This window comes from Paenibacillus sp. DP01 (assembly GCF_044784315.1).
GTDB classification, from domain to species: Bacteria; Bacillota; Bacilli; order Paenibacillales; family Paenibacillaceae; genus Paenibacillus; species Paenibacillus polymyxa.
Map to the genome: position 1 here is coordinate 5,442,336 of NZ_CP173059.1, position 20,239 is coordinate 5,462,574.

Here is a 20,239-nt window from a genome sequence, read left to right on the forward strand (position 1 = left end):
TGCTAAAAATATTAATTGCTACAAAAATATAAATTGTCTTAAATGGAAGCAAACGATTACGCTAGATCGACATTTTGTTCAGTCGAAGGGGTAGGATCAGCAAGAGACTCGCGCCAAATTACAGATTGAAGCAGAAGTCCTGCCAAACCCAGGATTCCAACAGACATCCCGATCCAGACAAAAGCCGTTCCTGCCCCTGCTATTCGGATCAATACTCCCCCGGTAAGCGGCGAAATGACCATGATCGCTCCAATCACGGTACTTTGAATACCGAAGACACGCCCCACCATATCAGCAGGGGTTTTGGCTTGTAATATGTAATTCTGGGTGATAATGTACAGACCATTCCCCACACCTAGCATGGCCCCGATCGTAAGCAGTACGGGTAGTCCTGTCCCGGGCTGCGCCCAGCCTAAAGCGGCAATCGCTCCGCCAATCAGCACATAGCCTCCACCGAGTCCCCAGCCTGCGCTTATACGATTCAAGCGATTAAGCACAAGCATACAACCAACAGCGCCAGCACCTATGGCGGAAACCAGCCAGCCAAGCAGCGATTCGTTGCCCGGAGCGAGCACTCGCAGCAACGTTGGGAACTGGTAGTCGATCATAAGAATGGCGATCAAGCCGAACAGCCCGAATATGAGCGTATGCAAAAGCATTCGACTGCGCCAGAGGAACGCCCAACCTTCCCGCCACTGGCTGAAAAAACGGGATACGTGAGCAGGCTCTCCCTGCACCTTGGCATCATCAGCCCCATGCGCTGTAACCGATGTCGATTTTTCTAGCTGCTCGTCAGCAATCGCTTGCTGGTCTGTGCTGGCCAGCGCAGGACCGATTCCGCGCAGCGGCCATAGCAAGAGGCCGGAGCAGAGGCGCAGCAGTGCATTTAGGATAATGCATGCTTGCGGGGACAGCACAGTCAAGGTCATGGCGCCCAGCAATGGTCCCGCCACTTTGGAGGCCTGATTGACCAGGCCATTCAGTGAGGTTGCACGGAATAGGTCGCCACTGGCGACTACTGTACGAGTCAAACCTTGCTGTGACGGCATTTGGAATACGCCAGCCGCCGCGCGCAAGCCGAGCAAAGGCAACAGCCACACCGGACCAGGGACGGCGAGAATCGTCAGCGTCAATAAGGCGACAGCTACATCGCAGCCGATCATCAGTCGGGCCTTATGTACCCGGTCGGCTAACGTGCCTGCAATGGAACCGAGCAACAGACCTGGTAGCGCCATAACTACCGGAATCAGCGCAATCAGCATCGGGTCAGCTTCCCAGCGGTAAGCAACAAGCACCTGAATGGCGATAGCATCAAACCAATCACCAAAGGAAGCAGCCGTATGTGCCGCAAACATCCGCCGAAAATGGCCATTACGCCAAATGCTAGGCGTGGACTGCAATTCTTTCTTTTCCTTCATTTCTACTCACCCTGCTCTCATTATCTGCTTCTTTAGCAATAAGAACATTCTAGCGGGCCTATATCAGAGGAAAATCAGACAGCTAAAAAAATCAGGCCACAAAAAGGATCTGCTCCAGCCAACACCTCAGCGCCGAACGACGCAGTGTTAAGCTATTGTCCCGATCAAGTTGATCGTATTGAGCCGCATACTTCTCTTCCAGCATGGGATACGGGCCGCACAACTTTAAGAAACTGCGAATTTGACTTATTGCTTTGATTTTTAATAGCTCCTGTTTCGCCATATCAAGGGTGACCAGCCCCTCATCCATGAGCCGCTCGGCCTGGTCCACATCTCCAGTACGCAACAGCATAAGTCCGCGCAGCAAGCGATAACGGCCCAGTTCGCGCAAATACGGAGCCTCTGACAGCATGCCTTCCAGACGATCAGACAGTTCGGCAGCCTTTTCCATATGATTGGCGACCAGATGCATGTACATCTCCATGAGCGCAACTGGCATCACAAATTTATCAAGATCATCCCGCTCCATAACCATGAAGGTCAGTGGTAGACCTTCATGTGCGCGTTCAGGTTGTCCATTCTCCACATAAGCCTCCAGAATATTGAGGATACGTAATTCCCGCTCCTGATCACTGGACAGCAATCCGCTGGCAAGCGCACGCTCACATAGGGCAAGCCCTTGATCCGTTACCCCTGCGGTGCACGTATAAAGCAGCAACATCCAATACAAACGGTCTGCGGGTGCAAAATCCTCTTGCTTCAAAAACCAAGCTACATCCGCCTGTACAAAACGGGTATACATTTGATAATAGGCAGACATTTGAAAACCCATCTGCTCCTGCTGTTCAGCCAGCGCTACGATGGAATCGCCTTGCCCCAGCAGGTGATACTTTCGAAAAAGTCCATGAACGGCGTCCTGTACTTCCTGATCGTGCAAAGAAGGATGATTTCGTGGTTGTATGGCAGTCAAGGTCAAGCTGTAGCCATATCCTCTGACCGTATGAATACGGAGTCCATTCCATGACTTAAGTTTTTTGCGCAATCTATAGATATGATCATCCACTGTACGCTCCACTGGATATTCCAGTGGCCACACACGATCCAGCAGTTGTTCCCGGGTGAACACCTGATTCCGGTTATCGTATAAAAAGCGCAACAATGCAAACTCTTTAGCCAACAACATAACACGATCTGCATTATAGACCACACTGTAGCCATCTGCATCAAATTGCAGCCTGATCATCCACCTCGCCTCCGACATATCGTTTCTTAGCTGCACCCAGCCCTGTAAACATAAGCAGAACACTCAGGCACAAGAGTAAAAGCAGCGGAATTGTCCAGCCTTGTGTCGCATCATGCAAATAACCGAACAGCGTCGGCCCAGTCGCTGCTAGCAAATAACCAAAGGATTGCGCCATACCTGACAGCTCTGCTGCCTGCTGCGGTGTTCGCGTCCGCAAATTAAAGAACATCATAACTAGCGGAAAAGCAAAACCACCCGCTATACCCATACAAATGACCCAAATCACACTCCACTGTGTAGCCCCGAGCAGAAATCCACCCAGACCTATAAAATAGAGCGCAGCCATAATCAGAACCAATATCCGCTGATCCTTCACTCGCGCCGCCCAAATAGGCACAATAAAAGTAAATGGCATTTGCGAAAATTGCATCACAGACAGCATCCATCCCGCAGTCTCTGAATCCATTCCCTGTCCGCTCATCATTTCGGGAAACCAGGCAGCAGGAACATAGAACAGGGCAGATTGCAGCCCCATAAACAGCGTTACCTTCCAAGCCAAAGACGATTTATACACATTCACCGTTCGGGCAGATACTACCGCTTGACTAGCCGTTCGGCGCGCCTTAAGAAGCTGCGGCACCCAGAGTAAAATACCTAGGACACCGACAATCGCCCAAATCCCCAAAGCACCACGCCAGCCCATTCCTCCGTTCAGAGCCAGCGGTATACTCAGACCGGATGCTGTTGCAGCGACGACATTCATGGATACGGAATATACGCCGGTCATTAGTCCGCTGTTGCGGGGAAATTCCTCTTTGATCAAACTGGGCAGCAAAACATTGCACACAGCAATAGCCAGTCCCAGCATCGCAGTCCCGACAAATAATGCAGTCACCCCCAGCGTCGAGCGCACTACAATACCTGCGGTCAACAGCAGCAAGGCCGCAAAAATAATAAGGGAAGACCCGAAGCGCCGCGACAGTTTGGCTACAAAAGGCGACAACAGTGCAAAAGCAAGCAGTGGGAACGTCGTTAACAGACCACTTAGTGTATTCGAAATATGCAAAGAATCCTTAATCAAACCGATAAGAGGTCCTACCGAAGTAATCGAGGCGCGCAGATTGGCACCTACCAGGATGATCCCTGCGGCAAGCACCCAAGGACCTGCATGCCACAACGATTTGTATACCAAAGCTCGTTGGTGTTGCTGTGAACTCATCTCTCCATTCTCCAATCCATTCTGTATTATGCTCAAAGGCTCCAACCAAGTGTAACGGCTGGAGCCTAGGCAATTTTTATCTCATTAAATTATAAAGGCATTCGTGCCATATGCATAGGACGGATCGACACAACGCCCCAAATCTTCATATTCAGCTTACAGGTTCATCAAACAAATAAAAGCTGCCTGAAAGGACAAGTTCCTTTTGAGGCAGCTTTCAGTTCATAGCTTCGATGTGATTGGCGCTGATTAACGTACCAGCCAGCCGCCATCCACCGCCAAGATATGACCATTCATGTAGTCCGAACCCTGACTGGCGAGGAAAACAACAACCCCCATCAGGTCAGACGGATCACCCCAACGACCCGCAGGAATACGTGACAAAATCTCTTGATTGCGATTCTCATCCGCACGAATTGGAGCCGTGTTCGCCGTAGCAATATAACCAGGGGCAATCGCATTAATCTGAACGTTATGGACCGCCAGTTCGTTCGCAAATGCCTTGGTTATACCAGCTACTGCGTGCTTGCTTGCTGTATATGGCGGAACGAACTTGCCGCCCTGGAAAGCAAGCATAGAAGCAACATTGATAATCTTCCCGCTTTTTTGCTCTACCATTATCTTCGCCACTTCCTGGCTCAAATGGTATACAGCATTCAGGTTGATTTCCATAACAGCGTCCCAATCTTCATCTTTATACTCCAGCAAAGGAGCGCGGCGGATCGTACCCGCGTTATTGACAAGGATATCAATTTTGCCAAATTCCTTGACACACTCTTCTACAAGTTTTTTAATGGATGCTTTTTCAGTCAGGTCAGCCTGGTGAAAAGCAATCTTCACACCCGTTGGCTCCAGCAGACGTCTTGTTTCTTCATAATCATCATTGTTAGCTACAATGAACAGGTTTGCGCCTGCTTTGGCCAAAGCTACGGAATATCCTTGACCTAATCCACTGTTGCCCCCTGTTACAATCGCCGTTTTACCTTTTAGACTAAAAAAATCCAATGAAAAATCGTCCAGACCCATGCCTACGCCTCCATCACAAATTAGTATAAAAACCTATATTTTCTGAAGCCTACAACGCTGCACGTACTTCTTTGTATTTAGCCACATAACGCGCTGCATTTTCTGTGATCAAGTCGTAGCGACCTTCCTTGGCTGGAGCCGTCAAATTGCCTCCAATTCCCACGGCCACACAGCCGTTACGCAGCCAGGTTTCCATATTATCCAGATCAACGCCACCGGTTGGCATAATCTGCACGTGAGGCATTGGCCCTCTCACGGCCTTAACAAAGTCCGCCCCCATCGTATTGCCCGGGAACAACTTCACAACATCACTACCCAATTTCATGGCTTCCTTGATCTCATTCAGCGTCATGCAGCCAGGCATATAAGGAATCGCATACAAATTGCATAGCTTCGCTGTTTCTTCTTCAAAAGAAGGACTTACGACAAATTCTGCTCCGGCCAGAATAGCAATTCTTGCCGTCAGTGACTCCAGTACAGTTCCTGCACCAATAACGGCCCGATCCTTAAATTCGTCTCTCAATCTTCGAATGACCTGATCCGCATCTGGCGTGGTAAACGTAAGCTCAATATTATCCAAGCCGCCTTCAATACAGGCTTTGGACATTTGATACGCTTCCTCTGCTGTGTTTCCCCGAATGACTGCGACAACACCAACCGAAGTAATATGTTCCAAAACTTTCTTTTTCGTCATGTTCCTGATCCTTTCCACGAATGGGATGACCATGGTTCCTCAGCCGCTTGCAGGTCTACGTTCCAATGCAATGATTAACGCAACTCGCTCATGGCTACCTGATCCATGTCCTTGTATGTTTTATTTTCACCGGCCATGCCCCAAATGAAGGTATAGCTGCCTGTAGCCGCACCGCAGTGGATAGACCAAGGCGGAGAAATAACGGCTTCATCATTTTTCATGACCAGATGGCGTGTTTCGTTCGGCTCACCCATCAGGTGGAACATTCTGGCGTTTTCGTCCAGTTCAAAATAGAAATACACTTCCATGCGACGGTCATGAACATGTGTCGGCATGGAGTTCCACACACTGCCGTTCTCCAACGTGGTCATCCCCATAACCAGCTGGCAGCTTTGAATGCCTTCGTCATGGATAAAGCGACGTAACGTACGGTTATTGGCTGTTTCCTGCGAACCCAGACTTTCAGACGGCACATCGGCAAAAGACTGCTTCGTCGTTGGATACGTGGTATGAGCCAAGGCTGAAACGATATAAAATTTCGCAGGCTTTTCGCTGGAATCGCTTTCAAAGATCAACTTCTTAGCACCTTTACCTACGTAGAGACAGTCTTTTGTGGCCAGCTCGTAAGTTTCACCATCCACCTTGACCGTACCGCTGCCGCCGACATTAAAAACACCCAGTTCACGGCGTTCCAGGAAAGTTTCCGCTTTGATTTGATCGCTACCTTCCAGTGCAACAGATTTATTCACGGGATGAATGCCCCCGATAATGACACGATCTTCATGCGTATAGACCAGCTTTACTTCCTCAGGTACAAAAAGCTCCTGGATCAGATAGTGCTGACGCAACTCTTCAGTCGTAAAATGCTTGGCATGTTCGGGATGAGTTGAATAACGCATTTCCATAAAAACATTCCTCCTGTTTAGATAAACTTTTTTATCAACGGAATTGTTATAAAAGCGGTTTCTAACTCTACTTCTTAGCTAGAATTGTAATAATTATCTAAGAGTGTGTCAACCCAAAACTTCATCATTCCTAGAAAAAGCCTTAATATTCGCGGATTTTTACACGATTTTTACCTTTTGATAAACAAAATCATATTTTTTTATCTACATTGCCCAAAAAGTTTTTAGCAAATATATCAACTTACTCATTGTGAAAAACCGATTTATGTGATAATTTCATTTTATTCAAGCGGTGCATACGCTTACAGATTTAGTTTACTAAACATAAGGAGGAATTCAAATGACCGCAACATTGGATGCTGTTACCTTTGGAGAACCCATGGCTATGTTTTACGCCAATGAAGCAGGCTCTCTGGATGAGGTGCGTTCATTTACCAAAGCGCTGGCCGGGGCGGAGACGAATGTTTCGGCCGGTTTGTCGCGTTTGGGGCTACGAGCTGGACTCGTGACCAAGCTTGGCGAGGATACGTTCGGCAAGTTCATTGCCGATGCACTGCGTCAGGAGAAGATTGACACCCAAAATGTCATGTTTACCAAAGACCACTCTACCGGGATGCTGATTAAATCCAAAGTTACCAGCGGCGACCCTGAGGTCGAATATTTTCGCAGGCATTCCGCCGCTTCCACACTATGCATTGCTGATTTTAACGAAGCTTATTTTGCCGGGGCTCGCCACCTACACTTTACAGGTATTTCTGTCGCACTTTCCCCTGAATGCCGCGACTTCGCTCGACATGCGAAGCAGTTTATGAAAAAGGCAGGCAAAACCGTATCCTTCGATCCTAACCTCAGACCCAAGTTATGGCCTGACACACAAACGATGGTGGAGGCGATTAACGAAGCATCCGAGGGTTGCGATTGGCTGTTGCCAGGCATCCATGAGGGTAAAATACTAACAGGCTATACTTCGCCTGAAGACATCGCTTCGTTCTACCTCGATCGCGGCACCTCGCTGGTGATCATCAAGCTGGGAACCGAAGGCGCCTATTACAAATCCGCAGATGCAGAGGGATATGTCAAGCGTTTCCGCGTAGATCATGTCGTGGATACTGTCGGCGCAGGTGACGGCTTTGCCGCAGGTGTGATCAGCGCGCTGCTGGAAGGATTACCCCTGGCTGAAGCGGTCAAGCGTGGTAATGCACTTGGTGCGCTGGCTGTCATGTCGGCTGGAGACATGGACGGCTATCCGACACGAGCCGAATTGGAATCTTTTTTGCTCAGCGCCAGCACGAATTAGTCTGGGCTCATTCCCCGCATAACCTTCACCGCTACGAGCGCAAGCTCAACAAGGACGCATCCAAGTCAGCCTTAACTTCCAATAGCCCGTATTCACATTTGTGTGACCTGAGCAGCATGCGCATACTCAGGTCACACAAAGGAATACGGGCTATTTTTATAATATGTGGCATGGTGCTCATCTACAGCGTTTTGACAGATTCTCCTCGATTGATATCCGGCACAAATCGGTAAATAATCGGAACCGACTCGCCGCCTTCCTCAATGCTGGACAACAACGTTTTTGCCGCCTGTTTCCCCATATCCGCAATCGGTTGTGTAATGGTCGTAATTGGCGGATTGTAAATATGAGCAAACTCCGCATCGTCAATCCCGATAATGGACAGCTCTGCCGGAATGCGTATACGGCGAGCATTCACATACTTCAACACCTCAGCCAACACGATATCATTCCCGGCCAACAGTGCAGTCGGCGGCTCCGGCAGTTGGAACAGCTCCTTCAGCGTCTGCTGGATTTCTTCTCTCGGCACGCTGTGCATATATTCTTCACGAAATGGCAAGCCATGCTCCTCCAGCGCCTTCTTATATCCGCTGAGCCGCTCCACTCGTGGAGTAATCCGATTCAAGCCAAGAGGCAAGGTAATCAACGCAATTCGTTCATGCTTGTGAGCCACAAGTTCCTGAATCGCCAGCTTAATCGCCATTTCGTTATCCAACAGCAGGCTACGTGTATTGACACCGTCCACCAAGCGGTCCAAAAACACCAATGGATATTTTTCACGAATGAGCTGGTTGTAAATGTCTGCATGCTTTCCTGTTGGGAAGATGATTAGGCCGTCCACTTGACGGGCCTTGAGCATCTCAATATACTGACTTTCCTTGTCAGGGTTTTCATCGGCGTTGCAAATGATCACCTGAATGCCAAAGCGCTGCAATTCCTCCTCAATCGCACGGATAGACTGAATCGACAGCGTATAATCAATGTTGGCTACAATGACTCCCACCATAAACGTCCGGTTTTGCTTCAGGCTGCGGGCTAGTCCGTTAGGCTGATAGTTCAGCTCTTGAATAACCTCGGCGATCCGGTCTTTGGTTTGGTCGCTCATATATTTATATCGTTTGTTCAGAAATTGCGAGACAGTGCTTTTAGACACTCCCGCCTTCTGGGCAACATCTTCAATCGTCGGCTTCTTCATCGGTACACTCCTTGTCTTTCATGTACTGCGTTAGTGCAACAAAAGTATATCTTTCTTTTAGTAAATTTACCATACTTCTATTTATGAATGCCATTATGATATATTCTGAGCTTAAAACTTACCTGTGGCGCCACTGCGCGTTTTTTTCATAACAGTTCCTGGTTCTCTGCTATTTCCTCTCTATGCAGCAAAAAGAGGCAGCTCAAGATGTTCTCTTGAACTACCTCCACGTATACAACTCTATCGAAAAGCTAGATTCTAGCTAACCCGAATTATTACTTGGATTAGTGCGCCGGAACAGGCGTTGCAGGCTGATCTGGTGTATCGTGCTCGACCAGCGAATGCTTCTCCCATAACCGGCTTCTCCAGCGGGCATACATGATGACAGCACGAGTCCATTCATCAGCAGCAATCGCCAGCCACACACCAGCCAGTCCCATATCCAGCTTGAATACCAGCAGATAACCCAGCGGCAAGCTCATGCAGACCATGGAGATCAGGCCCATAAAGACCGGGAACTTGGCATCTCCAGCAGCACGCAACGAGTTAATAATGACGATATTCGTCGTCCGGCCAGTTTCCAGCAGAATGCTAAGTAAAATAACCTGTGCACCCAAACGAATAATCTCAGGGTTTTCCGTAAACAAACCGAGCAGGGGTACACGGAAAAAGATAACTATCGCATCAATGATCACAGTCACGAGCAGCGCCCATTTCACACTGCTCAATACACGTTTATAAGCCGTATCCTTCTCTCTGGCTCCCACGAGTCTTCCCACTACGATAGCTGTTCCCATACCAACTGCCATACTGAACAAATAAATATAGCTCGAAATATTATTGGCATATTGACGTGTCGCCATTGCTTCTGCGCCCAGATAGGTCACGTACAGTGTGAATATGAGCTGACACGACTGATACATGATGGACTCCAGCGCGGATGGTACACCAATACGCAATATTTTTGAGATAAATTTTTTGGATAAATGGACGTAATATTTCCACTCGACACGGACCTCAGTTACCCGGTACATCAGCCAGAAGAAGATCAAGAGACAAATAAAGCGGCTACCTACTGTAGAAATAGCAGCACCCTCTACACCGAGTGCAGGCATTCCCCAATGTCCCAAAATCAAAACATAGTTGCCGACCACGTGGATCACGTTCATAAAAACCGATACATACATCGTTTCTTTGGTAAAACCGTGCGTACGAATGGTCGCCGCCAGCGAGTTAATCAATGCCTGAAGGAAAATGGCCCCCCCGACGATACTCATATAGGATTCCGCGTAAGTCAGAATATCACCCTGGACATTCAGCCATTGCAACATATGAGTACCAAACACAAGAAAAATGACGCTTAGCAAAAGACCTACCATTAAATTCAGAGTAATGGCCGTACCCGTCACCTGGGCCGCTTCGACTAGTTTCTTAGAACCGATATATTGAGCTACGACGATAGCAGCGCCGTTGCCGATAACCTCCAGTACAAGGATAGCGATTGAAATAATTTGATTGGATGCGCCCACACCCGCCACTGCATTATCAGATACAGAGCTGAGCATGAATGTATCGACGCTTCCCATTAGCATAAACAGGAACAATTCAAGGAAAATAGGCCATGTCAAACGGAACAAATTCAGTTCCTTGGCTTCGGACAATACCGAACCATTTTTTAGTGCTCTGGTTGTCATTCATTCACCTTTCTTCATAGAATATTTAACGATCAAAGGGTATGTTAGCACAGTCATTCTGAAAATACATCCCGTTTACGTAAAATGATTTGAAAAATGCGTAAGAATTCATTTATCACTCTCTTTATAATTGATTATCGAACTTTATTGAAATAGATTGTTGCAAGAATATATCCATAATCCGGTATTTTCGACGTAATTATAAGCTAAAGGGTATAATAGATTAAGAGCTTGTGAGCATTGCCGCTGACAGGCTGTGCAGATTGTTGTATGCTGCATAAGCATAATTTGTATATTAGAGATGGAATATATAGACCATTCATAAGCTTAAACGGTAATAAAGGAGGCTTTTACAGATGGCTCAGTCATTTCATGCCCTTGTCGTCGATCAGACGCAGGACGGTGAAGTTCAAGCAGAAGTGCGTTCTTTGGAAACTGACAGTTTACCTGCTGGAGAGGTATTGATTCGTGTCGCTTATTCCAGTATCAACTATAAAGACGGGCTTGCCGCCCGCAAGGATGGCAATATTGTCAAAGCCTATCCATTCGTACCCGGCATAGATTGCTCGGGAACTGTCGTCTCCTCGGAGGATAGCCGCTTTAGCGAGGGACAAGCGGTACTCGTTACAGGCTACGGGCTGGGTGTGTCTCAATTCGGAGGATTCAGCCAATACGCGCGTGTGCCTGCGGACTGGGTAGTTCCGCTTCCAGACGGACTCACGCTGAGAGAGGCGATGATTTTCGGGACAGCCGGATTTACCGCAGCCCTGTCGTTATATCGGCTAGAGCAAAACAGCGTTGCACCGGAGAAGGGCAAGGTACTCGTCACCGGAGCAACGGGTGGCGTAGGCGGTGCAGCCATTGCCTTGCTGCACAAGAGGGGCTACCATGTCGTAGCCAGCAGCGGCAAAGCCGAATCGCATGATTACCTCAAGGCGCTCGGAGCAGCCGAGGTTATTTCGCGTGAGGAGGTCTACGACGGTGCCGAGAGCATCCGACCGCTAGGCAAGCAGCTTTGGCAAGCGGCTGTAGACCCTGTAGGCGGAAAGCCGCTCGCTTCGCTGCTTAGCCAGATCGCCTACAACGGCTCTGTTGCCGTGAGCGGCCTGACAGCAGGCACCAAGCTGCCTACGACGGTGCTACCGTTTATTTTGCGCGGTGTAAATCTGCTGGGCATAGACTCTGTCTTTTGCCCCTATGACACCCGCGTAGCGATCTGGAAGCAGCTCGGCAGTGACTGGAAGCCGGAGCAGCTGGAGCAGCTCGTTGAGCGCGAAATTGGCTTGGCTGACCTGCCAAGCGCGCTCGAAGACATCCTGGCAGCCCGCTCACAGGGTAGAACGATTGTACGGCTAGCTGATTAAGCGGGATTATGCCCGCAAGCTATCCGTTAGCGTGTTTTTGCCCCGAAGGAGTGCTCATCCCGTAGGGGCTAGCAATGAAACATATAAGAAGCCTGTAAATCTGCAGTTTTGAGATTACAGGCTTCTTTTTTTGTGTGGTACATTGGAGAAAAAGTGGACACATTCGAAGCGGACGATCTATTTTTCACAACCAAATGAACCTTTTGAGGACTCCAGTTGTTATATAGGTAAACTGCACGAGAAAGGAGAGCCATCATTGCAAAGTAATCGAGAGTTGTTTGATCTATATCAACGGGATGTATACCGAACCTGCTATTACATGGTCCATAATGCTTCGGATGCAGAGGATTTAACGCAGGAAGTGTTTATTACTCTGTTTCGCAGTAATCGCGAGCACATCGAGCAACTAAAAGCCTGGATCATGAAAGTTACGGTCAATCATTGTCTGAACCATCTTAAACGCCAAAAAAGCCTGCATTTGAAGGTAGCGGCTAATCCCCATCTCTTTACTGGAACAGAAGGCAAGCCTGTGGACAGGCAGGTGGAGGAACGCGAGTCGGCTGAGGAATGGGCCATTTACATGAACCGCCTTCCGGCCAAAATCCGTGCTGTGCTGACACTTCGCTATATGCATGATTTCACGCTAGCGGAAATATCGAAACTGCTGGAAATCCCGCTGGGAACCGTCAAATCCAGGACACACAAAGGACTAAAGTTAATGGAGCAAATACTGCGGGAGGCTGGTGCACAGATTCCCAAGCTGGAAGGAGAGAACTATGAACAACGTAGAAAAGGTATTGAAGCGTAAGCTAAATGAAGATTCGGAAATAGCCTATCCTGACTTCGATGAGATGTGGAACCGGATGGAACAGGCAGGATATACTGCCCCTACGCTAACCAATGCTTCCGATTCATTCACTCCACACCAACATAGTAATTGGCGCAAAATAGCCATCGCTGCTTCCCTGAGCGCACTTCTCGTTGCCGTTCCCGTCTATGCTGCCATTCATTATAATTGGGGCAATCTGCTGCACGGAAGAAGTGGAATTGAGACAGCATTAGCTCAAGACCTGGGACAGCCATTAGAACAGTCTGTCACCAAAGACGGAATAAAGCTGACGTTGCATACCGCTATTGTCGATGAGAACCGGACTGTAATTCTGTACAGCCTGGAGGTTGGAAAACGCGCAGACAACGAGTTTTGGAATGTCAAAGGGGTATCGCTTAAAAATGCTGCGGGAAAAAGCAGTGAAGGGGAGTATAGCTTCCAACAATGGGATGAGAAAAACCAACGCTATAACGGCTACTTTGAAAGCGATTGGACACCGCAGCAAGAAACAGAAAACGTGCGGCTGACCGTGGATCATATTGAGCTTACCAGCGTTCAGGAATTGGATTTGCCGCTCGATATCACATCGCCTCAGAAACAGACTTTCAGGCTAGATCGTAACGGTCTACAAGATATGAAGATACAGGTATTCGAACAAGGTAAGGACAAGCTGATGCTGTCATCAGCAATTACCTTCGATTCCTCCATACCAAAAGAATGGGACAATCCGCAAATTATTGCCTACAAAGATGGGAAGCCTGTGAACCCCCAATCTGGAGGGACATTTGGTACACCCGGTGAGAACGGAGAATACACAGCTCAGCAGTATTTTACTAAAGGGGATATACCAGAAGGGCAGACTACTTTTAAACTGCAATATGCACAAACGGAGAAAAGTATACATGAACCCCTAAACTTTGACCTGCAGCTAAGCAAGAAGAAAATGGAGAGCGGGACGATTAAAAGTGTGCTGAATACCCCCTTGGAGAACGGTAATCCGAATTTCATGCTGGAACAAATGATTGTCACACCGACACAAATCCGTGTCACGATCAGAAGCGAAAAGAAATTTGCCATGTTGCCTTATCAAAAATATTTTCTTTCTGTGAACGGCACAACGTTAGAGGGTAATCGTTGGTCTTCACCAGATCAGGACCACGATCTGAATACGATCCGTTTTGAACGGCCGGCCCATCTTGCGATTACCCGAGATACTCCCATTACTTTTACAGGCAAATACAAGGTTACGACTCATTCGGATGACAAAACGCCGCAGCATTTGACTGATATTTCTGAGCAAAAGCAGACGATAACGACGCAAATCGGCGGCTATCCTGTGAAGTGGACCTACTACAAACAAGGAGCAGATTTATTCGTAGAAACCGAAAGTGAGGATACTCACTTTGGAGGGATCAACCAGACGCATATTGGTCTGGGGAAAGAACGGATGATTGGCAAGCCGATCACAGCCAACTTCGCCGGAGACGGCAATAATAAGGCAGTCGATGTCTACAAGAACTTCAAGGGAAAGGAAGCTTCTATTTATATGTTCTACTATACAACGAACGAACCTGAAGCAGAGACGAGCGTACCCTTGCAGCCACTGACTAGCAACAGCCAAGCATCTAAATAACCATGCTATAAAAGGAGGGTTCTCTATACCTGTGTGATTCACAGTATAGGAACCCCCTTTTTATTCGCCTAGTAAGGCACAGCCTGCTGCTTGAAGCTGTTGTATTCTCATCTTATTTTACAGAACCTTGCGTAACACCATTAATAATCCATTTTTGTGCAATCAGATAGACAATAATCATCGGCAGCAAGGCCATCAAGTACGAGGCAAAGGCCAGATTAAAGTCAGTATTGAACTGTCCCTGGAACACATACTGGACGAGCGGCAATGTATATTGCTCCGCATCGCTGATAATAATGAGCGGCAGCAAAAAGTCATTATATGTGGACAAACAAGTGAGAATCCCCACTGTAGCACTAATCGGCGCCATCAGCGGAAATATAATACGCCAAAATGTCCCCCATGTCGTCGCACCATCTACCGTGGCTGCCTCTTCCAATGCCACTGGAATCGACCGAATATAACCGACATACACGAAGACATTAAACGCCAATCCATACACCGTATGCAGCACAATGAGGCCCAACAGATTGGTCATATGCAGCCCCGAGGCCAGCTTTACAATCGGCAGCATGATGATCGGGAACGGAATAAACATGGCGCTGACAAAGTAAAAATATAATCCTTTGAAAAAACGCCGCTGCATATTGCGAGCAATGGCATAAGCAACCATCGAGTTGGTGAGCAAAGTGAGTATGACCGTCGATGTTGTCACCATCACACTATTCTGAAAAGCACTGAAAAAATGGGTCATTTCCACTGCACGACTAAAATTTTCCCAATGCAGCTCCGTCGGAAAGGCAAAGGCGGAATGCGCCATCTGCTCGGGATTTTTGAGTGCAATCGTCACCGTCATATAGAGGGGAAACAGGATAAATATTGTCCCCAACGCTACCAGAATCAGCACAGGCCAGTTGGTACGTCTGCTTGTTTTCATCAGTTATCCATCTCCCTTCTTTGGAGGAATCGCAGCTGTAAGATGGAAATGATCGCGATCACAATAAAGTAAATCACAGAGTTAGCTGACTGATAGGCAAATTCTCCTCCTCTAAAGCCTCCGGTGTATATCAGATGAGAAATCGACTGCGTGGCCCGTCCCGGTCCGCCGTTCGTCAAGGCCACGATCTGATCGAATACCATTAGGGAATTTTTCATCGCCAATACCATATTGATCGTAAAAAATGGAGCAATCAACGGAAAGGTAATGCTCCAGAATTCACGCCATTTACCTGCACCGTCCAGGTTGGATGCCTCATACAGACTGGTCGGAATTGTTTGCAGCCCTGCCAGATAGAGGATCGTATTAAAGGCAATGCCCTGCCATACGGCTACAATGACCACCCCCACCCAAGCCAACTGCTCGCTACCCAAGATGTTGGTCGATAGTGAACTGATGCCCAGATTTTGTCCCCAAATCGTAAACACGTTCGAGAACAGGTAATTAAATATGTAACCTACAATTAATACACTCAAAATATTAGGCAAAAAATAAATTCCTCGAAAGAAATTACGAAAACGTATTTTAGCGTTCAGCCCCATGGCAATCAACAAGCTGAGAATATTAATCGCAATGGTAACCACAATCGCAAATTTGAAAGTAAACCAGTAAGCATTGCCCACATTGTCGTCCTGAAACAAATTAATATAGTTCTTAAATCCGACAAAGTGATACTGATGCCCGAATCCGTTCCAATTGGTAAGCGAATAATAAAATCCCTGCAAGGCAGGTAAGGTCAAAAATACAAAAAACAATAGCACCGCCGGCACCGTCATCCAGTAAAAAGTCGTCAGTCGCTTATTCATGTCTCATCCTCCTCCCCTATCGGCGGTTAGCTACCTTATTCCACTCACGGTCGAGCTTGGCTAGATAGGCGTCGATATCTCCATTTTGCAGGAAAGCCTGCACAATAGAATTCAATTGGACTGCTTTGGGAATATAATGATCGGCAAAATCAATGACACGGCCTGATTTAAAATACGGCAACAACTCTGCCACACTCGGGTCATCCTGTGTGACTCCCTTCACCGCTGAAAACAACGTTTGTTCCGTAATGTATTGCTTGCTGTTCTCTGGCTTCAATAGGAAGGCAATGAACTCTTCAGCTTCCTTTTTATGCGGGGTGCTTTCCGAAACAGCTAATAGCGTATCTATTCCAGACACTAGCTTGACCGCCTTTGCGTCATTCCCTGTAGGGAACGGGAAAAATCCGAGTTCCACTTTCGGGTTGGCTTTGCGAATTTCAGATATAGCCCACGAGCCCTGAATGTACATCAGTCCCTGCCCGTTAGCGAAAGCACGGTTCCCGTCAGCATAGTTTTTGCCGAAGTTATCACTATGTCCGTATTTCAGCAGCTCCAGCTGCTTTTCCGCAACCTCGCGGTACTTGTCCTGAAAGGTGACCTGATTCTCACGCCGTTGCAGGAAAAAATCAATACCCACCAGGTTCGGACCCAGTGCGTTAAAAGGAAGGTTCGTTTGCCAATCATCTTTATATGTAAAATAGAATGGGATCTTGCCAGCGGCCTTGATTTTTTGCGCCGTTGCAATCAGTTCATCCCATGTTTTGGGCACCTGTAATCCCATTTCCTTAAAAAGCGTCTTGTTATACATCACACCATTCGCATTCGCAGCATAAGGAATTCCATACACAGGATCGACCCCGGTCACATCCTTAAGCATTTTGAGGTAAATCGGGTCCACCGTACGTGGTAATTCTGTATTTGCCAGATCCGTAAAAATACCGCTTTGCGCCAAAATGGAGTAGGTATCTGTGGCCCCAAGCCCCACAATGTCAGGTACATCGTTTTTGACAACCCGTGTCAATAACACCGTTTCTGCCTCTGGCGGGTTAACCTGTGTCACTTCAATACCAGGATGCTCCTGATTGAATTGAGCGATCAGCTTATCGAATGAACCCTTAGCCTCAGGCTTATTTTGGAAAAACTCAATTTGCACCTTGCCTGAAGCGTCGCCCTTATTGCATGCGCTTACAACGATCGTTAGCAGCAGGATCGCCGCTAGTGCAGACAGCCTTTTGACCCCATTCCACATGCTCATACCTCCTTTTCCCCTATGTCAATCTATGCGGGGCTAGACAATTAATACCCGTCCCTGGCGAAAAAGAAACGATACCGTAGAGGCAAACGCCTTCCCGAAGTCCAACACCGTTCGTATTAAAAAAAGATCCAGCTAACCTTCAAACGGTCGCGTGGATCCTTTTTTTATTTGTATAGTGTCAACTGCAAAATCTATGTTAAAAAATTCGTTTTTGCCAACGTACACAGCTAATAATAAGGCACACCACCAACATTGCCCCTGTACACACCCAAAATTCAAATGAATTTTGGACCCTTAGAGCAAGTAATATTTCCCGAAACGGGTCCATTAACATAATGAGCGGCCTAGACAATTTAAAGAGAAATGCAGATAAAACCAGAATTGATAAATAAGCAAACAGGGGTCGAGATACAAATAAGCATACGGCGCTGCTCAACATGAGCTTCACCAAGCAAACGATAAACAGTATGAGATAAAATGCGAGTATGTAGGTTACAGCATCAGATGAGGTAGAAGGTGTTGATGCACCATATTTTAAGAAAGTAGAGCTATGCGGGAAAAGAAACCATCCTGCAAGCACACTTATAAACAAACCTGTCCCAACGAAAGTGACCGTCGTGACCGATAGTGCGAGCATCTTGGCAAGCCAAAACCACAAACGGCGATACGGACGCAACATGTATAGCCTATACGCCCCTGAATAGAGATCACCACTTAACTGATCTACATATAGAATAGGCAACATCGCCGTAGTTAGAAAGAGAGCAACTTCACTCATCATCAGCCATGGCAGATTCAAATTATTTACGACCATCGTTCCTTCACCAAAACGGAAAATCTTTGTCCCCGTCATTTTATAACTCCATATAATCGCTACAATTATTAATATATAGGCTACGTACAACAAATAAGTAGATTTTCGACTCCAAATCCGTTCCATTTCGCTTTTCCAGATTCCCAGCATCAAGTCTTCCTCCTAACACAAATAGTCATCGGCTACAAAGCGACGGTATGCGCCCCAAGTAAACAAAATAAGGTATACACTAACGACGGTCGCAATTGCCCCATTCACAGATAAACTTCCTACTAAGGAATTATTCAGTCCCGTATGCTGTAAATATGGAATAATCATAAATGTCACCACATCATATAGGTATGGAATATGAGAAACAAAGGACGCTAATTTTAGATACAGCGGATCAAATAACAGAGAACCCAAATTGTATACCATGCAAATACCGATAGCATATGTAACACTCTTGCTATACATAGCAAAAAAGCAATACAAGGAACTTATAGCTAATAGAGAAGCAAATGCCCAGCCATAGTATTCAAGGGTGAGCAGCAGTCGAACTCCAGACAGGCCTGTATCGCTTAAATCATATGAAAATCTCCATACTTCAGCGATCAACTGTGAGGATAAGGCATACACAATAAGAAGAAGTAAGATAGAAATATTTAAAACCAGCAGCTTGCTCCAAAAAATCTGACCGCGAGTAAATCGGCGCATGAATAATAGCCGCAGCCGTCCACTTTGAAATTCCTCAGTAAACACAGCAGCAGCTAAAGCAGCCACAGCACTGTTGCAAAATAAATACAAATTCTCCTGCAGACTGGTGACGATAAAATTCAGGTGTAATACCTCTATTGGAACATTCCGAGTACGCAAATAATATAATCCTGTCGAATAGGCTAGCACAGGTGTACATAAAACCATAAGCCAGAACCACTTTCGCTTCCACAATCGTTCGAATTCACTGTGTATCAATCGCTTCATAACCCCATTAACCCCATAAAGGCATCCTCCAGACGTTGACCTTCCTTTATCAGCTGATCAGCAGGCCCCTGCCAAACTAGCCTGCCCTCTTTAATTACGATGAGTTCGTCGCACATCTGTTGCAATTCGTCTAGCAGATGACTGGAGATAAAAAAGGCATAATTGGTTGAATTACGCAGCTGAAGTACAATATCTCTCAGCTCTCTCATCCCCATGGGATCAAGACCGTTGGACGGTTCATCCAGCAACAGAAGCTCAGGAGCACCCAGCATGGACTGTGCAATACCTAGTCTTTGCTTCATTCCAAGCGAATAGGTTTTTACCTTGTCATCGCCCCTCGTTTCTAACCTCACCTTTGTGAGCAACTCTTCGATATGTGCCTCCCGATTTGAAGATGTAATTTCAGAGTGCAGCCGTGATAAATTACGTAGAACCTGCCTGCCTGTCATATAATCAAAAAAGACTGGAGATTCAATAATGGCCCCCACCTTGGACAGCGCTTTTTCCCGATCCGTGTGTACATTATATGAAGCTATCTGTACAGAGCCGCTGGTTGGCTTCATTAACCCAGTCATAATACGCATTATTGTTGTTTTTCCCGCTCCATTGGGTCCGATGAATCCATAAATCTTCCCTTTCTGAAGCTTGAATGAAATATCATTCAATAAATTTCTTTTCCCCACTTTTTTTGTTACCTGATTGACCTCCAGTAAGAAGTCCGACATATCGTTCCCTCCATCGTATAATTGATAGGCATGATATTAATATGGATAACCCCTTTAAATATGGGTAATATCGCATGCACAAATTAGAAAGTATCATATGTTGCGAAATGTAAACGAATTACTTTCTATGTAAAATAAAAAGATAATAAATCATTAATACCA

Annotated in this window: 18 protein-coding genes; 4 read left to right on the top strand and 14 right to left on the bottom strand. The window is 46.8% G+C overall.

All coding sequences use genetic code 11. The annotated features are described in order from the left end of the window. Positions 1 to 56: 56 nt before the first annotated feature. The 6 genes from ACH59B_RS24015 to kduI form a co-directional block, all read right to left on the bottom strand. Positions 57 to 1,418 (bottom strand): MFS transporter, encoded by a 1,362-nt coding sequence (locus ACH59B_RS24015; protein WP_025366101.1) that lies wholly within the window; start codon positions 1,416 to 1,418, stop codon positions 57 to 59. Positions 1,419 to 1,509: 91 nt separating this feature from the next. Next, positions 1,510 to 2,661, bottom strand: a complete 1,152-nt coding sequence (locus ACH59B_RS24020) for a winged helix-turn-helix domain-containing protein (RefSeq protein ID WP_090888918.1) — start codon at positions 2,659 to 2,661, stop codon at positions 1,510 to 1,512. After that, positions 2,642 to 3,880, bottom strand: a complete 1,239-nt coding sequence (locus ACH59B_RS24025) for an MFS transporter (RefSeq protein WP_025366103.1) — start codon at positions 3,878 to 3,880, stop codon at positions 2,642 to 2,644. The genes ACH59B_RS24020 and ACH59B_RS24025 overlap by 20 nt, the downstream gene beginning before the upstream one ends. A 249-nt stretch (positions 3,881 to 4,129) precedes the next feature. After that, positions 4,130 to 4,906: a 2-dehydro-3-deoxy-D-gluconate 5-dehydrogenase KduD gene (kduD, locus tag ACH59B_RS24030; protein WP_017428647.1), complete on the bottom strand. Its 777-nt coding sequence runs from the start codon at positions 4,904 to 4,906 to the stop codon at positions 4,130 to 4,132. A 49-nt stretch (positions 4,907 to 4,955) separates the two neighbouring features. Beyond that, a complete protein-coding gene (locus ACH59B_RS24035) occupies positions 4,956 to 5,600 on the bottom strand; it encodes a bifunctional 2-keto-4-hydroxyglutarate aldolase/2-keto-3-deoxy-6-phosphogluconate aldolase (protein ID WP_013373614.1) in 645 nt (214 codons plus the stop codon). 74 nt (positions 5,601 to 5,674) lie between these two features. Further along, complete coding sequence (kduI, locus tag ACH59B_RS24040; protein ID WP_017428648.1) at positions 5,675 to 6,505, bottom strand: 5-dehydro-4-deoxy-D-glucuronate isomerase; 831 nt, start codon at positions 6,503 to 6,505, stop codon at positions 5,675 to 5,677. Positions 6,506 to 6,845: 340 nt separating this feature from the next. Here kduI and ACH59B_RS24045 point away from each other — a divergent pair, with 340 nt between their 5' ends. After that, on the top strand, positions 6,846 to 7,802 hold the full coding sequence (locus ACH59B_RS24045) for a sugar kinase (protein ID WP_240753371.1): 957 nt from the start codon (positions 6,846 to 6,848) through the stop codon (positions 7,800 to 7,802). A 181-nt stretch (positions 7,803 to 7,983) separates the two neighbouring features. Here ACH59B_RS24045 and ACH59B_RS24050 read toward each other — a convergent pair whose 3' ends face one another. Further along, entirely contained in the window at positions 7,984 to 8,997 is a 1,014-nt protein-coding gene (locus ACH59B_RS24050; RefSeq protein WP_016822717.1) for a LacI family DNA-binding transcriptional regulator, read from the bottom strand. Between the two features lie 284 nt (positions 8,998 to 9,281). Beyond that, entirely contained in the window at positions 9,282 to 10,691 is a 1,410-nt protein-coding gene (locus ACH59B_RS24055) for an MATE family efflux transporter (RefSeq protein ID WP_404302861.1), read from the bottom strand. Positions 10,692 to 11,047: 356 nt separating this feature from the next. Here ACH59B_RS24055 and ACH59B_RS24060 point away from each other — a divergent pair, with 356 nt between their 5' ends. The 3 genes from ACH59B_RS24060 to ACH59B_RS24070 all read left to right on the top strand — a co-directional run bounded on the left by ACH59B_RS24060 (position 11,048) and on the right by ACH59B_RS24070 (position 14,517). After that, on the top strand, positions 11,048 to 12,055 hold the full coding sequence (locus ACH59B_RS24060) for an acryloyl-CoA reductase (RefSeq protein ID WP_404302863.1): 1,008 nt from the start codon (positions 11,048 to 11,050) through the stop codon (positions 12,053 to 12,055). Positions 12,056 to 12,311: 256 nt separating this feature from the next. Beyond that, positions 12,312 to 12,863, top strand: a complete 552-nt coding sequence (locus ACH59B_RS24065) for an RNA polymerase sigma factor (protein WP_090888929.1) — start codon at positions 12,312 to 12,314, stop codon at positions 12,861 to 12,863. Beyond that, positions 12,832 to 14,517, top strand: coding sequence for a DUF4179 domain-containing protein (locus tag ACH59B_RS24070; RefSeq protein WP_257126430.1), 1,686 nt, complete (start codon positions 12,832 to 12,834; stop codon positions 14,515 to 14,517). Before ACH59B_RS24065 ends, ACH59B_RS24070 begins: the two co-directional genes overlap by 32 nt. Before the next feature lie 112 nt (positions 14,518 to 14,629). On the opposite strand, the gene ACH59B_RS24075 is transcribed toward ACH59B_RS24070, so the two are convergent. The 6 genes from ACH59B_RS24075 to ACH59B_RS24100 form a co-directional block, all read right to left on the bottom strand. Continuing rightward, the gene (locus ACH59B_RS24075; RefSeq protein ID WP_016822712.1) at positions 14,630 to 15,454 is read right to left on the bottom strand and encodes a carbohydrate ABC transporter permease; all 825 of its coding nucleotides are present in this window, start codon (positions 15,452 to 15,454) and stop codon (positions 14,630 to 14,632) included. Next, on the bottom strand, positions 15,454 to 16,320 hold the full coding sequence (locus tag ACH59B_RS24080; protein WP_016822711.1) for a carbohydrate ABC transporter permease: 867 nt from the start codon (positions 16,318 to 16,320) through the stop codon (positions 15,454 to 15,456). Before ACH59B_RS24080 ends, ACH59B_RS24075 begins: the two co-directional genes overlap by 1 nt. Positions 16,321 to 16,336: 16 nt before the next feature. Continuing rightward, on the bottom strand, positions 16,337 to 17,569 hold the full coding sequence (locus ACH59B_RS24085) for an ABC transporter substrate-binding protein (RefSeq protein WP_016822710.1): 1,233 nt from the start codon (positions 17,567 to 17,569) through the stop codon (positions 16,337 to 16,339). 202 nt (positions 17,570 to 17,771) lie between these two features. Beyond that, complete coding sequence (locus ACH59B_RS24090) at positions 17,772 to 18,539, bottom strand: ABC transporter permease (RefSeq protein WP_249506980.1); 768 nt, start codon at positions 18,537 to 18,539, stop codon at positions 17,772 to 17,774. Positions 18,540 to 18,551: 12 nt separating this feature from the next. Beyond that, complete coding sequence (locus ACH59B_RS24095) at positions 18,552 to 19,352, bottom strand: ABC transporter permease (protein WP_249506981.1); 801 nt, start codon at positions 19,350 to 19,352, stop codon at positions 18,552 to 18,554. After that, positions 19,349 to 20,077 (bottom strand): ABC transporter ATP-binding protein, encoded by a 729-nt coding sequence (locus tag ACH59B_RS24100; protein ID WP_249506982.1) that lies wholly within the window; start codon positions 20,075 to 20,077, stop codon positions 19,349 to 19,351. Before ACH59B_RS24100 ends, ACH59B_RS24095 begins: the two co-directional genes overlap by 4 nt. Positions 20,078 to 20,239: the final 162 nt, after the last annotated feature.